15 protein-coding genes are annotated in these 13,694 nt (G+C 57.9%); 2 read left to right on the top strand and 13 right to left on the bottom strand.

The annotated features are described in order from the left end of the window. A partial coding sequence (locus ACR0DY_RS18835) for a hypothetical protein (RefSeq protein WP_480522061.1) occupies positions 1–210 on the top strand: 210 nt, incomplete at its 5' end. Between the two features lie 916 nt (positions 211–1,126). Here ACR0DY_RS18835 and ACR0DY_RS18830 read toward each other — a convergent pair. The 5 genes from ACR0DY_RS18830 to ACR0DY_RS18810 are packed head-to-tail and all read right to left on the bottom strand — an operon-like array spanning position 1,127 to position 5,323. Beyond that, a complete protein-coding gene (locus ACR0DY_RS18830) occupies positions 1,127–2,212 on the bottom strand; it encodes a flavin monoamine oxidase family protein (RefSeq protein ID WP_480484707.1) in 1,086 nt (361 codons plus the stop codon). Continuing rightward, positions 2,212–2,886, bottom strand: coding sequence for an SDR family NAD(P)-dependent oxidoreductase (locus ACR0DY_RS18825; RefSeq protein WP_480474284.1), 675 nt, complete (start codon positions 2,884–2,886; stop codon positions 2,212–2,214). The genes ACR0DY_RS18830 and ACR0DY_RS18825 overlap by 1 nt, the downstream gene beginning before the upstream one ends. 4 nt (positions 2,887–2,890) lie before the next feature. Further along, positions 2,891–3,568, bottom strand: coding sequence for a cupin domain-containing protein (locus ACR0DY_RS18820; RefSeq protein WP_480484708.1), 678 nt, complete (start codon positions 3,566–3,568; stop codon positions 2,891–2,893). Positions 3,569–3,583: 15 nt separating this feature from the next. Beyond that, positions 3,584–4,564 (bottom strand): MBL fold metallo-hydrolase, encoded by a 981-nt coding sequence (locus ACR0DY_RS18815; RefSeq protein ID WP_480474286.1) that lies wholly within the window; start codon positions 4,562–4,564, stop codon positions 3,584–3,586. A 57-nt stretch (positions 4,565–4,621) separates the two neighbouring features. Beyond that, entirely contained in the window at positions 4,622–5,323 is a 702-nt protein-coding gene (locus ACR0DY_RS18810; protein WP_480474287.1) for a type 1 glutamine amidotransferase domain-containing protein, read from the bottom strand. Positions 5,324–5,431: 108 nt separating this feature from the next. On the opposite strand from ACR0DY_RS18810, the gene ACR0DY_RS18805 reads away from it, so the two are divergent. Next, positions 5,432–5,977, top strand: a complete 546-nt coding sequence (locus tag ACR0DY_RS18805; protein ID WP_480484710.1) for a TetR/AcrR family transcriptional regulator — start codon at positions 5,432–5,434, stop codon at positions 5,975–5,977. A gap of 175 nt (positions 5,978–6,152) precedes the next feature. Here ACR0DY_RS18805 and ACR0DY_RS18800 read toward each other — a convergent pair whose 3' ends face one another. The 8 genes from ACR0DY_RS18800 to ACR0DY_RS18765 all read right to left on the bottom strand — a co-directional run bounded on the left by ACR0DY_RS18800 (position 6,153) and on the right by ACR0DY_RS18765 (position 13,686). Further along, on the bottom strand, positions 6,153–6,848 hold the full coding sequence (locus tag ACR0DY_RS18800) for an RraA family protein (protein WP_480484711.1): 696 nt from the start codon (positions 6,846–6,848) through the stop codon (positions 6,153–6,155). Next, positions 6,845–7,540, bottom strand: coding sequence for an alpha/beta fold hydrolase (locus tag ACR0DY_RS18795; protein ID WP_480484712.1), 696 nt, complete (start codon positions 7,538–7,540; stop codon positions 6,845–6,847). Before ACR0DY_RS18795 ends, ACR0DY_RS18800 begins: the two co-directional genes overlap by 4 nt. After that, the gene (locus tag ACR0DY_RS18790) at positions 7,537–8,661 is read right to left on the bottom strand and encodes a cobalamin-independent methionine synthase II family protein (RefSeq protein ID WP_480484713.1); all 1,125 of its coding nucleotides are present in this window, start codon (positions 8,659–8,661) and stop codon (positions 7,537–7,539) included. Before ACR0DY_RS18790 ends, ACR0DY_RS18795 begins: the two co-directional genes overlap by 4 nt. A 102-nt stretch (positions 8,662–8,763) precedes the next feature. Beyond that, positions 8,764–9,726, bottom strand: a complete 963-nt coding sequence (locus ACR0DY_RS18785; RefSeq protein ID WP_480484714.1) for a cupin domain-containing protein — start codon at positions 9,724–9,726, stop codon at positions 8,764–8,766. 151 nt (positions 9,727–9,877) lie between these two features. Continuing rightward, on the bottom strand, positions 9,878–10,852 hold the full coding sequence (locus ACR0DY_RS18780; protein ID WP_480484715.1) for a nuclear transport factor 2 family protein: 975 nt from the start codon (positions 10,850–10,852) through the stop codon (positions 9,878–9,880). After that, positions 10,849–11,868, bottom strand: a complete 1,020-nt coding sequence (locus ACR0DY_RS18775) for a LacI family DNA-binding transcriptional regulator (protein WP_209599322.1) — start codon at positions 11,866–11,868, stop codon at positions 10,849–10,851. Before ACR0DY_RS18775 ends, ACR0DY_RS18780 begins: the two co-directional genes overlap by 4 nt. Continuing rightward, a complete protein-coding gene (locus ACR0DY_RS18770) occupies positions 11,868–12,635 on the bottom strand; it encodes an SDR family NAD(P)-dependent oxidoreductase (protein WP_480484716.1) in 768 nt (255 codons plus the stop codon). The genes ACR0DY_RS18775 and ACR0DY_RS18770 overlap by 1 nt, the downstream gene beginning before the upstream one ends. Before the next feature lies 1 nt (position 12,636). Next, positions 12,637–13,686 carry an ester cyclase gene (locus tag ACR0DY_RS18765; protein WP_480484717.1) on the bottom strand — a complete coding sequence of 350 codons (1,050 nt, stop codon included), beginning with the start codon at positions 13,684–13,686 and terminating at the stop codon, positions 12,637–12,639. Between the last annotated feature and the right edge of the window lie 8 nt (positions 13,687–13,694).

The following is a 13,694-nucleotide window of genomic DNA, read 5'->3' as shown; positions in this document are numbered from 1 at the left end:
TCTGTTTCCCGGATTTCATTCTCATCTCCACTCTCTGATGGTTACGATGAGCCTGAAATCCTCCGCTACGCAATCAACCTAGTCTGTTCCATGGGTGCTGATGGCGGACAGTTTGCGATTGGGCAGAGCCGGATTGAGAGGACCGAGGTAGCCATTCGCATCGGCGGTTTAACCGTATCCGCTGAGCCGACGGCTAAAGATCGCGCGTAAAGGGTGGATTCGACCTTATGCGGACAGCTTTGGCTGGACCAAGAACAGTTTGTTTGCGCTGACAGCAAGAGGCGCTTGCCCGGTTCTTCGCGTGGCTTTGGTTTCGGGTTCGCAAATCCGCGAAATGGCGCTTAACCATCTTGAGGGAGTTTTATTCTCGCCCCCTCACCGTGGCGACATGCTATTCATGTCCCCTTCAATGAGTCCTTTTGAGTTCGTGTTTACCGCAAACGCCCACGATAGTGGGCCTGATTGAGCGGCCCAGTGCCATTGCCAGCGACATCGGCACTAAGCTGATTAATATGATGGGCTTGGATGTTGGCAGCGAACCCTGAGACAGCGGCGCCAAGTAAAGTCTCTAATCAGCCGCTGAAGCGTATGAGTTCAACGGCAACTTGCTGTCCCCAGTTGGCTCTTCCGTCAGTTTTTTTTGGCCGTGGTGGACGTCCGATCTCGGTCGCGCCCGCTTCAGAGATTGGAAGCCCGAGAAACTTTAAGCCTACGCCGTGGAGGAGTGGATCAATCTGTCAACATTATCAATAAGTTGAGCATTCCCAACGTGCACCTTGCGAGCAATTCGCCTCGAAAGCCTGCAAACTGCGGTGAAGCTGACTTGCATATCGGCGATCCAAACGGCGGTTTTGTCCGCAATCTGTGAGTTCGACGAGGCCCGGAGTTCGCGCTTGCGGCGAATGTCCGGAAAGCGGGCTGCAACCGCAGAATTCAGGACTAAGGTCGAACGGCAGGATTGGGCCGTCCACGAGGGCCGAAATATAGTAGGCATTCGATCTGATGTTTAACCACCTCCAACTGCGGTTGTGAGCGGTCTTTGTAGCAGCGCCGTGATATCCCGCCATCGAACCATCTTCCATACGTGAGCGATCATTCAAGACAAAGGGCGACAGTGAAAGCTCGGTCAGGCCTCAGCTATGATGGTTTCATCTGCGAATGCTGCAACTCTCTCAGCAGCCTCCAGCGCGCCTTCAAGAAATCCGCCAAACCCGCGTGCGGTTTCGGTCGAGCAGAAATGCACACCCCGTTCCGCCAAGCTGCCGAGGATTGAAGGCAAGCCGTAGCTTGGGTGGAAGCGCACCGGAACGCGATCCTGCGTGCGGGAGATTTCCGGGATTGTGGCCCAGTCCTGCAGTTCCAGATCGAGGGGCTGCGCCATCTTGGGGCCAAACATCGCCGTAAGTTGCGCCAGGGCATCGTCCATCATGGCGTCCTTGTGTGCCTCGCGCGTGTCGGCGGGATAGCCGACGAAACCGAACAGCGCGTAGGGACCGCCCTTCATGGGAGAGGCGTCGTGGATTTCGACCATAGGGCCGCGATGGCTCATGGCGTCACCCGAAAGCCCGGCATTGCGCCAGTGGGGCTCATCGTAAACCGCGAGGATCTTGGCCTGCCCCGCCATCCAGGTCGGGACGTTTTTCAAGGCCTGGATCTGTGCTGCATCCAGCGCCGGCTCGAATTTGACGGTTTCCGCAATCACCCGCGGCGGGATCGCCAGCATGATTTGCCGGGCTTCAACGGAAAGGGCCGTGCCGTCATGGTCGAGAGATGCAGTGATCATGCCCGGAGAATGATTGACCGATTTGAGGCTCGCCTGTGTCAAGACGTGACCGGCATCCAGAGATCCGGCAAGCGCGTCGATCATGGCGCCCATGCCCCCGGCAAGCCGGTAGGAGCCCTGCATCGAGGCATAGCCGCGGGCACGTTGGACGGCGCCGGACTGGTCCTGATACATCTGATCGCCGGTGGCAAACTGTTCGAACACCGGGATTCGGAAACGCCGGGCCAAGGCGGCCATTCGCGGCTGGCCGGGCCAGAACCAGGCCGGGCCAAGGTCGAACTTTCCGCCCGACAGGTCTTTGGTCAGGATGCGCCCGCCCAGGCGGTCCTGCGCTTCGATCAGAAGGAAATCCGTGCCGTTTCGTGTCAGCTGATCGGCAAGGGCAAGGCCGGAGAGACCTCCGCCAACAATCAGAGTATCGGTTTGCATCAGAATGCCTCCCCTTTGGGTCTGAGATCCAATTCGTGGGTCCAGGTGGATTGCGGTTGGTTGGCCAGCGCCAGATAGGTCTGAGCGATGTCCACAGGTTTCATCATCCGCGCCGGATCCATCTTGTGCAGATCCCGGCTGGCCCTGGTGTCGACGATCCCGTCCAGAATCACATGCACCACATGCACGCCTTGCGGCCCGTATTCGCGGGCCAGGGATTGGGTCAATGCCCGCAGACCCGCCTTGGCCGAAGCGAAGGCTGCAAAGTTCCTGCCACCGCGCAGGCTGGCTGTGGCACCAGAGACGATAAAGGTGCCGCCCCCGGTATCAACCATTGCGGGCAAAATTCGGTGTGCCAGGTTGACCGTTGACAGGACCATGGCCCGCCAGGTCGCTTCGAAATCCTCGATGCTTGTTTCCTCGAACGGCGCGATCACGAGTTTCGCGGTGTTCTGAACAACAAGCTTCGGCGCGCCATGGGTGCAGATGATGTTGCGCAGCTTGGCCTTTGTGTGTTTCGGATCCGCCAGGTCGACTTGCAGAATTTGGTCGGCACCCGACGGGATCGTCCGGTTGAGACCAAATGCCGTATAGCCATTCTGACCAAATGCCGAAACCAGCGTCTGCCCAAGCCCCGGACCAGCACCAGCGACAATTGCAAGGGGTTTGCCCATGATCCTATCCTTTGCCCGGGATGACCGGCGGTTCTGCCAGGTGGTCGGTTTTGACCCACAGGCGCGCGCCTTTGGGCCCGGCCGTGGCATCGAGCGCCATACCCGGCGGCAGACGCAGCCATGAATTCTTCTCGAAGATCTCTCCGTGCTCAGAGAAGCTGCCTTCGATCACCAGTGCCTCGAACCCCTTGTGGTCGGTCACGGTCACATTGGCCGATGCATCCCAAAGCTCGATCCGGACCCGTTCACGGGAATCCTCGAAAAGCGGGATTTCGGATATGCCATCTGCAACCGGGCGCGGGTCCTGCGCGTTTGTGTCGATTGTCAGCTGTGTGCGGTCCTCCGGGTCGAACTGCCAAAGCTTGACCAGGATCGTTGCCCCGTCCGCCGCGCTTGGCGTATGCGACGTGGTCGGCGGGTTGCGCACATAGGTGCCGACGGGAAAATCCCCGTGCTCGTCCTGAAAGACGCCGTCAAGCACCAGAAACTCTTCGCCACCGGTATGGGTATGGGCCGAAAAGGCGCTGCCTGGTGCATAGCGGACAATCGTTGTTGCCCGTGCAACCTCGTCGCCGATCCGGTCGAGCATGCGACGGTCGACACCCTTCATTGGCGAGGGGACCCAGGGCTCGTTCTCCGAGTGGACGACAGCGCGTTCATCAAAGTTTGCATTGATTTCCATGGCTCATTCCCTTTCTCAAAGGTTGATCTTCATGCCGACGGCAATCGGCACAACCCGTTCGCCGTATTGGCGTTCCAGCGCGTTTGTCGCACGCCAACCTGTGCAGTGGCCGGGCATGATCAGGTCGATGTCGAACTGCGCAAAGTCGGCGACGGTCCGGTCGATGATCTTTTCGTTGCCACCGGCAAGGTGAAAGCCGCCGGTTAGGCCATGGATCGGCACTCCGGGGATATCCCTTTGAGCGGCATGAAGGACATTGACGATACCCGCATGGCTACAGGCCGAAAACACCACCAGCCCTTTGCCCGCGATGTTCACCGCCACATAGCGTTCGTCCATGAGCAACGGGTCGTCTTCCCAACCCGCGCCGTCTTCGGTGCGGCGGACATGACCCGGAAATCCGACCTCGTAATCCGTGACACGGGGAATTTCGCCCGAAATATAGAACATATCGTCCAGCACGCTGACCGGTTGATCCGTAACAACGGGTGTAGCCCCCTGCGCAGCCAGGGCTTCGGGCGTGGCGATTTCGCGAATTTCGATCAGTTCCCCCGATGAAAGCGGAAAGGCGCGTTTGCGGAACATCCCGGGATGCAGATAAACCGGTAACTCGCCGGTCTGGCCATCCTTGCGGATCAGGTCGATTGCCGCTGGAATGCCGCCTGCATGGTCCCAATGCCCATGCGACAGGGCGATCGCCTCGATGGCTGCAAAGGATTTGCCAAGGCGTGATGCGTTGAACTCGACGGCAAAATCCACCGGCCCGGCGTCAAAGAGCAATGTATGTTCCGTCACACCGCGCCGGGCTGTGATGATCAACGCCAAGCCGTGATTGGCACAACACTGACCGGCGCCCGAGATTTGCTTCATCCCGACGTTGTGGAGGTTGATCCACTCATGGGTGAACCCCTCGGGCACGCTGGACAGGCTGTCCGTCCGGTTGTCGATGAGAACGAGAATCTCGACACTGTCGATGGGTTGCAGATCGGCGGACATGGGACTTCTCCATTTCGAATTGCCGGGGCGGACAGGTGCCCGCCCCGACGTAAGGCGTCAGGCAGCCAGGCGCTGCTTGAGCGCTTCCGCGAGTGGTGGTGCCGACGCCGGGCTTTGGCCGGTCATCAGGGCGCCATCTTCGACCACGTTGGCCTCCCAGTTGGCCTTGCTGACGTAGGTGGCGCCACGGCGTTTCAGTTCATCTTCGAGAGAGAACAGAAGGTGATGCAGAAGCTCGATCTCACTGTCTTCGTCGTTCTTGAAACCGGTCAGGCTGAGGCCCTCAACCAGGTAGCTGCCGTCTGACTTCTTGATATCCCGCAGTATGGCCGGCGCGTGGCAGACCATCGCGACAGGCCGTTCGGATTCGTAGAACTCCCGGATCATCTTGATAGCATGGCTGTCCGACGCCAGATCCCAGATCAATCCATAACCGCCGGGTACGAAAAGCGCATCGAAGGTCGAATAGTCGATCTCGCGCAGTTTGCGGGTATTCTGTACCGCGAACATGGCCACCGGATCGTTGAAGAAGCGGTCAGTGTTTTCGGTAGTGAACGGAGCCTTCATCGACAGCAGGTCAATCGGCGCGTTGCCGCCTTTGGGCGAGGCAAAGACAACCTCATAGCCCGCTTCCGTCAGGACGTAATACGGGGTTGCGACCTCTTCGAACCAGGTGCCGGTTTGCTTGCCCGAGATGCCCATTTCGTCAACGGACGACATGACCAGCAAGACGCGTTTTTGTTTGTTTCCAGTAGCCATCAGCGTGATCCTTTCATCAATATCTATCTATCACTAGGTAGATAACAGTTAGAAGTTGATTCCTGGGCTGTCAACGTTTATCTATCAATCGGTAGATTGGAGGTAGTCATGCCACTGACAATGAAAGAAAAAATTCTTATCGCCGCCGAGAAACGCGTGCGCAGCGCGGGCTTTTCGGAGATGAGTTTCCGTGACCTGGCGAACGATGTGGGAATCAAAAGTGCCAGCGTACACTACCATTTCCCCACCAAACCGGATCTCGGGGAGGCTCTCGTCACCCGCTACGCCGAGCAATTCAAGGCAGAACTGGACAAGATTGACCTGAACGATCTGCAAACCGCTCTGGACTGCTTCGTTTCGCTCTACTCCAAAGCGCTTGTGCTGAACGAATCGATATGCCTTTGCGCCGTCATGGGCGCCGAGGCCATTGGACTGCCGGAAAACATCAACCAACGCACAAAAGCCTTCTTCGAGATGAACAAGGCATGGCTCCAAAATCTGCTCGTCAAGCATGGGGTCAAGGATGCCGCTGACAAGGCAAACCTCATCGTCGCCGCCCTTGAAGGGGGCATGATCGTCGCATCAGCGTCAAACGATCGATCGATGTTTGAACAGGTTGCCAAAGCTGCAATTCGCGGCGTTGGTACGATTTAGGAACAGAAGCTAGCAGTGCGTCCCATGCGCAGGGGCGGGGATCTGTTGCAAACCTTTGACTGTTGACGCTCACAAGTGCTTCGAGTGAATGGATATCGGAATATTGAAGTCGAAAATTTGCAACAGATCCCAGCGGGGTCTACACCTTCAGAACCGGGGAATACAGATCGCAAGTTTAAGTCCGAGAGGCTTCAAACGCCGCCCATGCTTTTTCGAAGGCATCGAAATCGAACCCGGTTGCGCGGGCGGGATCCAGAATCAGTTTTTCGGTTTCAAGCAATTTGATGATCGCCCGTTCAAGCTTGCCCACGACTTCGGGCGGGATAACCAGCGCACCATGACGGTCCGCGTGCACAAGATCGCCGTTCTGGATCTTCAGACCAAAGATAGAAACCGAGGTGCCGATTTTGCGCACATGTACGAACCCGTGACTGGGCCCGATTGACCCGGCAACAACCGGGAAGTTACCGGGTAGATCGCCCAGGTCGCGCATTACCCCGTTGGTCAGCGCACCACTGATGCCGAAGCCCTTGTGGATCGTCGTATTGATCTCACCCCAAAAGGCGCCGATGCAATCTGGATAATCCAAATCCTCAACCACGGTGACAGCCGGGCCGCTCCCAGTTGCCATATGCCTGTAATAATCCATCCGACGTTGGCGGATCTCCTCAGGCGGTTCTGACGGCGGGTTCACGGCGGCAATCTTCGCGGTACGGGCATATCCAACCATCGCGCCCGCATCGGGATCAGAACATAACATCGTGCCCCGGGTGAATTCACTGAATCCGCGCTTGCCCTGCGCCACTTCGATTGCGTTACAAACAGTCGGCGTGTCGATCTTTTTCAGCAGGTCCAGCAAGGATTGGTTCATATCAACTCCAGCCAGCGGATCAAAGCCGCCGTTGTTTGTCGCGGTTGTTCCAGTGTCGGCAGGTGGCCGGCGTTTTCTATGATTTCCAACCGGCTCTGTGGCATCAGATCGTGCATCAATTCATGCCTTGAAACAGGGCACAGGGCATCGTCGCGCCCGCAGAGAATGAGTGCTGCGTCGGTGAAGTTGCGCAGAGTGTTGCTCTGGTCAGGGCGATCACGCAGAGCTTTAGATTGATTGACAAAAACGTCCGGGCCAAGATCCATGGCCATATCCATGCACAGGTCCAGAATGGCGGCGCGGCGCGGACCTTCAGTCAGGTAGTTCGGTTTCATCTCTTCGGCCATGACCTTGCGCAGGTTGCCACGTCCGACCGCATCGATCTGAGGGCCGCGCCTGGCTTTGACCTCGTCCAATTCAGCAAGCGGGTTCGTGTCCATCAACGCCAAACCAGCCACACGGTCCGGTGCCTGACGCAGGATTTCCATCCCCACAATGCCACCCATCGAGAGTCCTGCCAGAGCAAAGCGTTCGGGCGCATAGGCTAACACATCGGAGGCCAGCGCCCGCATCGTTTCATGGCCTCCGATTGGTGCGCACAGGATCGGGTACTTGCCTGACAAAGCGTCGATCTGCGGGGTGAACAACCGCGCATCGCACATCATTCCGGGCAGGAGGATAAGCGGCGTCATTTGACCAGGGCAGCCCCTTCGGCAAGTGCGCCCAGCTTGGCGTAGGCGATATCCGGATCTACCGCACCAAAGCCCGCAAAGGTGCCAAAGCCGCAATCTGATCCGGCGATTACACGCTCATTTCCAACTATGTTCGTAAACCGCTCGGTACGCTGAGCAATCAGTTCCGGGTGTTCGACAAAATTCGTCGTGGTGTCCACCACACCGGGCACAAGAACCTTGTCACCCGGAATTTCACCCTTGCGGTCACGGAACACCGTCCATTCATGCGCGTGTCGCGGGTTAGAGGTTTCGAACAGCACATAGCGCGATTTGGTCGACATCAGCGTCGAAAACACCTTGCCCATGCCGATGTCGCAGCAATGCGGCCCCTCGTAGTTGCCCCAGCAGATATGGACACGCACTTTGTCAGATGGGACATTCTGCAATGCGTGGTTCAATGCCTCAACATGCATGTTGGCGATTTTCACGAACTCGTCGTCGGACAGATCGGTGAACAGCATATGGCGCGACAGGGCCAGATCGGGGCAGTCCAATTGCAGATCCAGACCCGCACCAACGATGGTCTCATATTCTTCCTTCATCGCATCGGCCAGCGCGGCCAGATAGGCCTCGCGCGTCGGATAGAAATCATTTTGCAGAAACAGGGAAATAACTCCGGGGCTGGCGGCGTTCATAAAACCGCGCTCGACCCCGTGCTCGGCCATCGCGGCTTTGAGATTGTCGATGTCCTTCTGCAGCTCACCCTGCCCTTTTGAGCGCACCTCGCCCACACACATGGGTCGAGCATACTGGGGCGTTCCACCGTCATCGGCCAATCGTTGCAGAAAGCCCGGAAACATCTTGAGGTCAGCCGGCGCATTGCGCGCGCTGTCACCTGCAAAGCCGGTATAGCGGTCCTTGACGTAAGTGGCGTAAGAGATCTTTGAGGTCTCACCGTCCGAGACGATATCAACCCCAGCCTTGACTTGTTTCCGCACGGTCTCGGACACGGCCGCTGTCATGCAGGCGTCAAATGCAGCCTGATCGAACGGTTCCTCTCGCTCGCGTGCAAAGATGAAGTCAACGACCTCCTGATTTCGTGGCAGACTTCCCACATGGGTGGTTGAAACGCGGGTCATGTTAGGATCTCCATTCAAATCTAGGTCCATCGCCGGGCCGGAAAGCCGGCGATGGATGTGCTGCGCGCGCCCCGATTGAAACCGGGACGTGTAATTTCGGCGTTATTCTCCTGTCCAGGTCGCCCCAGCAGGGTCGTCGGTTGCGGTGATCCGGTACAGACCCGCTTGCCCGGTCATAGACGGTTCAGCGCTGTAGCTTTCACCGGGCAGAACCAGAGCGGTATCACCGTTGGACAGGGTAACCTCGACCTCATTGATCTTGATGTGCCAATGGCCACTCGCCGGCATCAGAACCACGGGTTTGTCCGCCTTGACCAGTTCAGCCACAGCCGAACCGCGCGTCAAAAAATCAACCTCGAAACCGGGCTTGTCTTTGATCAGGCCATTTTCACCGATCACAACCGCAGGTTTGTCCGCTGCCAGCGCCATCAGGTCCCAGTAGCGAGCGACGTATTTGCCGATCACCGCATCAACGGGAACCTCAGGGTAGGCTTTCAGTTCTTCCTCGGTCAGTAGCGGCATCGGCTGCACATTGTGTGGCAGTTCCTCACCCTTTTTGCTATCGTAAAGGACGCCGTTATTGCCCAACATTAGGCCATGGGCCTGCGCATCCTGAATGACTTGCGGAGCCCAGGTCACGCCGCCACCGGCATCGTCGCCACCAAGCATCGACATGATCATCCCATAGTCCTGGCCGACATTCTCGAAGCCGCGGAAGATCCCGGTCGGGATGTTGAAGATGTCGCCTTCTTCGGCGATGAACTCGCCAGCCGTGCCATAACGACCCCAGAAGAACCGCCATCGACCTTTAGCAACAAAGAACACCTCGGCGGTGGTGTGGCTGTGCAGCGAGTTGCGGCATTTCGGCGGTTGCCCCGCTGCGCCGATGTTGAACCCGATCTTGTCGGTGATGTGGACGTGCTGATCCGGGCTTTCGCTGACGCCGCCGCCAATGATTGTAAAGTTCTCTTTCTGGTCTGAACCTGGCGTGTGGGCGTCGATGAACGCGGTTTTACAAGGCTTCAGTTCGCCATAACGGACGATGCGGCTTTCGATGGTACTCATATCTTTTCTCCTTTTGATTTGGGTTTGATGAAATCAATCCAAACCACCCGGCGGGCGATTGTTCAGCCGCCGGGCGCGCAGGCTGGCGCGATGGGCGTGGTACCGCCGCAACGCCTGCCCGGAATCCAGATTTGAGATACGGTGCGACATTCTAGAGATCACCGGTCTTCAGCAGAATCTGTTTCCAGATCGAGGTTTCGTCAAACAAGGTGTATTCTTTGCGCAGACCCCACGGACCGAACTCGGCGTGGCTGATGCCCAGCACAAAGACCTCGGCCCCTGTGGGCACGCCGAACACGCCCCAGCCGTCATGCTTGCCGTGCAAAGACCAGCGGATCGCGGCGCGCGGCGGCATCATCGGGTCGTCACGGCCGATCTGATGGTGGATCTTGAATTCGGCACGTGGGAACGCTGCGCGCAGACCCATCCAGAACCTATCAACCGGCCCCCAACTGTGGCCGGTCGTGCCGCCGGGATATTCTGACAGAACAGCGCGGTCGTATTCAGCCTCGATCACCCTCATATCGGCATTCATGATCCGGGTCAGGATATCCGCGTATTTCTGGCCCCATTCACTGTCATTGCCACGGCCTTTATAGGGGCCGGGCCTATCGTTCGCGGGCGTGAGGGGCTGCACGCAGGCGTCTGGCCCACCCTCGCGCGCGATCAGATCGCGGGCGTATTCCTTGGGATCCCAGCCCATCTGCTGCACGATCGCGCTCTGGTCGCGGATGAGCCACTCATCGTTGATCTGGTTGTTTATTGCGTGGCAGTCGGCAAGAATGCGGTAGATCAGTTTCTTGCCAGTCGCCTTGCCATAAACACCGTCACCGAGATGGCTCGCGGTGGATAAAAGGCGATGCGACGACAGCATGCCCTCTTCTGGCGTTCCCGACCAGATCACATCCTCGCCCAACAGTGTACGATCAGGGAACTCTGCAAGGGTCGCCATAGTGGCAGCAATGACATTCTGATTTCCGACAACCACCGACCCAGGCGAACGCACGACGATGTCCGGGGCATAATAGTCGTGCAGCGTCGCAATGCCGCGATCTTCCCAGATTTCTTTGGTGATTCCTATTATGTAATCGGGAAAGTCTTTGAATTTGGGATTAAATCCCTTCATGTCTTCCATCCTTCAGGTATGCGGGCGGAGCCTCGAACAATCAGCGGCCCGTCAATCTCGACCCGACGCGGGCCGGCATCGGGGTCCTCGATCTTGCCGAGCAGAATATCGACAGTTTCGGTGACCATGCGATTGGCGGGCTGTCGAATGGTGGTCAGGTTGTAGGCTGGCCATGAGGCGACAGTGACATCGTCATACCCGATGACCGAAACGTCCCCCGGAACATTCAGCCCCAATTCGAACCGCAGCGTGTCCATCACGGAAACGGCCATGTGATCGTTGGCGACAAACACCGCATCAGGCGGATCGGCTTCGAACATCCGCAGCGTGGCTTGCCGGGCTTCTTCCGTCGAAAAGTTTCCTACTTCGCGGGCGTGCAGCGTAACCCCGGCTTTCTGCAAGGTCGCAACAAACCCTGTTTCGCGGTCACGCTGGGTCGAAGCTCCTTCCCACCCGGCGATATATCCGATCTTTTGGTGCCCAGCTGCCAACAGGAACTCGGCAGCCTTTCGACCACCGGCAACGTTGTCAGATGTAACTGACGACATTGCCGTGTCGTCTTGTGCCCGATTGAACAAAACCATCGGTATACCGGCCGTTCGGCAGCGGTCTGACAAATCTGAGGACAAAGCCACCGAAGCGGCGATAATCCCTTCGACCTGAAAGTCGAGTATTTCCTCGACCACATTGTCGATGTTTCCTGATTCATGCGAGGCCATGAATATCAGCACGTGGTATCCACGTTCCTGTAACGTGTTTGTCAGCTTCTCCAGCGCCTCGGGATAGAACTGGTTGTTCAGATAGGCCACGACAAGCCCGATGATCCGGCTTTTCCCGGACACTACAGCGCGGGCCAGAACGTTCGGGCGATAGCCCAGTTCCTTGGCCGCCTTGCGCACCTTTTCAACGGTTTTTTTCGACGCAGACGCGCCGGGGGTGAACACACGGCTGACCGCAGATTGGCTGACCCCGGCGAGACGGGCAACTTCCAGTGATGTAACTTTTTGTGTCGCCATCAGTCTGCCGTCCAACCTCCGTCAACCATCAATGCCGTGCCCGTCACCAGCGCCGACGCATCCGATGCCAGATAAACCACCGCCCCCATGATGTCTTCAACCTCTCCGGGGCGACCCAGTTTTATCTTGTCCAGAATCCAGGCCCGCTTGTCCGGATCGTCAAAAGTCGACTTTGTCAGATCCGTCAGAATGAAGGTGGGGCAAATCGTGTTAACCCGGATCTTTGCCGGTCCGAACTCAAGCGCCATCGCCTTGGTGAAGCCTTCGACCGCGAATTTCGACGCACAATAAACCGCGCGTTCGCGACCACCAACATGGCCCATCTGGCTAGAGATATTGATCAGCGAACCGGGGCGGCCAGCGTCGAGCAGGCCTTTGGCAACAGCCTGGGTCAGGAAATAAGCACCTTTGACATTGACGCCTATCACCGCATCGAAATCTTCCGGCTGTGTTTCCACGGCCTTGCTGTGTCGGGCAAGCCCGGCTGAGTTCAGCAGAATATCGAACGGCCCATTTTGCGCTACGGCTTCAGCGGTTGCCGCCACGTCCGAAACATCCAGTTCCAGAACTCTGGCAGACCATCCCTGCGCCGACATATCTTTTGCAATATCCTGAAGCGCACCAGCACGGCGCGCCGCCAAAGTGACCTCAGCACCATGTTCCGCCAGCGCCACAGCGCAGGCCATGCCTATGCCCGACGAGGCTCCGGCGACCAAAGCTCGCTTGCCGCTCAGGTCGAAACTGGGGGTGCTGGGAAAATGTGGCATATCAGACCTCGCCGACCGGGAATGGGATGGTGCCGGGTACACGTGCCTTATTGAACTCACGCAGTCGGGCAAAAACATCTACGCCCAATTGCCGATACACATCCAGCAGATCGACCAACACCCAATTCTCGCGGATCAGCCCACCTTCCAGACGCCAGAAATCAAGTGACTTCAAAGTGATCCGTTTGCCCGAAGGCGCAATCCCCATCCAGCCGTCATGGGTGACGGTCTGGATCATGTTCGGCCAGCCGGTCACAGCGGCGTAGTCGCCATCACCAAAAAAGTGAAAGGTGATCTCGTCGGCATACTGACCACGATCGGGCATTCCGTTGAGGAAGGGAATCTGGTGCCAGTTGCGGAATCCCGCGATACCGCGCGCTGTCCCGATCCCTGCGGGACCGTACCAGTTCATGCGCGGATGCCAGAACCGCTCCATCTCCATCACTTCGGGCCCACCCTGGCTGGGGTGTTTCTCAAGATGTTTCAGCATGTCGACGATATGATTGCACGAGGCCAGAGATTTCACCTCATCCCACGGTCCGGACACAACGCCATCCAGAGTCGCCGGGCCGGGAATGCAGAACTCCAGCCCCAGAGACGGGGCCATTGGCCAGGCATTCGCCTGCATCATGACTTCGGGAACGTCCCAGAGTGCCTGAATCTCGACAACCTTGCCATTTTCAAAGCGGTAGAATTCGTGGAACCGCATGTGGGTCAGATGCCCGGTCGGCGGGATGTCCAGCCAGGGGGCGACGAAGGTGCCGAAGTAGTGGCCGCCGCAGCCAACCCAGTCGTTGCCCTGTTCTGTCCGACCACCCATGACGATCCAATCGCGACGCTCAAGATCGGGCATGGATTTCAGAAGTGGCGCGTAACAGGTGTCATAGAGTTCCTGCGGGCCGGTCAGATCTCCGAATGGATACAACATGTGGATGGCAGCATCGGGCGCGATCACCGCCTCCAGCGCCGCTCGTACTCCGGCTTCGTCGAATTTATACATTGCCTCGCGCAGGGGCGCGATCAGGACCTTGTGGGTAGAGTGAGTATCCATTGCGAAAT

The organism is Ruegeria sp. O6, assembly GCF_056535045.1.
The sequence above is the reverse complement of the archived record's forward strand: the minus strand, read 5'-3'. Positions and strand labels throughout refer to the sequence as shown.

Excerpts from the sequence above, each read along its gene's own strand:
- ACR0DY_RS18770 (WP_480484716.1), bottom strand. The coding sequence starts at position 12,635 with ATGCCACATTTTCCCAGCACCCCCAGTTTCGACCTGAGCGGCAAGCGA.
- ACR0DY_RS18775 (WP_209599322.1), bottom strand. The coding sequence starts at position 11,868 with ATGGCGACACAAAAAGTTACATCACTGGAAGTTGCCCGTCTCGCCGGG.
- ACR0DY_RS18795 (WP_480484712.1), bottom strand. The coding sequence starts at position 7,540 with ATGACGCCGCTTATCCTCCTGCCCGGAATGATGTGCGATGCGCGGTTG.
- ACR0DY_RS18765 (WP_480484717.1), bottom strand. The coding sequence starts at position 13,686 with ATGGATACTCACTCTACCCACAAGGTCCTGATCGCGCCCCTGCGCGAG.
- ACR0DY_RS18825 (WP_480474284.1), bottom strand. The coding sequence starts at position 2,886 with ATGGGCAAACCCCTTGCAATTGTCGCTGGTGCTGGTCCGGGGCTTGGG.
- ACR0DY_RS18820 (WP_480484708.1), bottom strand. The coding sequence starts at position 3,568 with ATGGAAATCAATGCAAACTTTGATGAACGCGCTGTCGTCCACTCGGAG.
- ACR0DY_RS18830 (WP_480484707.1), bottom strand. The coding sequence starts at position 2,212 with ATGCAAACCGATACTCTGATTGTTGGCGGAGGTCTCTCCGGCCTTGCC.
- ACR0DY_RS18810 (WP_480474287.1), bottom strand. The coding sequence starts at position 5,323 with ATGGCTACTGGAAACAAACAAAAACGCGTCTTGCTGGTCATGTCGTCC.
- ACR0DY_RS18800 (WP_480484711.1), bottom strand. The coding sequence starts at position 6,848 with ATGAACCAATCCTTGCTGGACCTGCTGAAAAAGATCGACACGCCGACT.
- ACR0DY_RS18790 (WP_480484713.1), bottom strand. The coding sequence starts at position 8,661 with ATGACCCGCGTTTCAACCACCCATGTGGGAAGTCTGCCACGAAATCAG.
- ACR0DY_RS18780 (WP_480484715.1), bottom strand. The coding sequence starts at position 10,852 with ATGAAGGGATTTAATCCCAAATTCAAAGACTTTCCCGATTACATAATA.
- ACR0DY_RS18815 (WP_480474286.1), bottom strand. The coding sequence starts at position 4,564 with ATGTCCGCCGATCTGCAACCCATCGACAGTGTCGAGATTCTCGTTCTC.
- ACR0DY_RS18805 (WP_480484710.1), top strand. The coding sequence starts at position 5,432 with ATGCCACTGACAATGAAAGAAAAAATTCTTATCGCCGCCGAGAAACGC.
- ACR0DY_RS18785 (WP_480484714.1), bottom strand. The coding sequence starts at position 9,726 with ATGAGTACCATCGAAAGCCGCATCGTCCGTTATGGCGAACTGAAGCCT.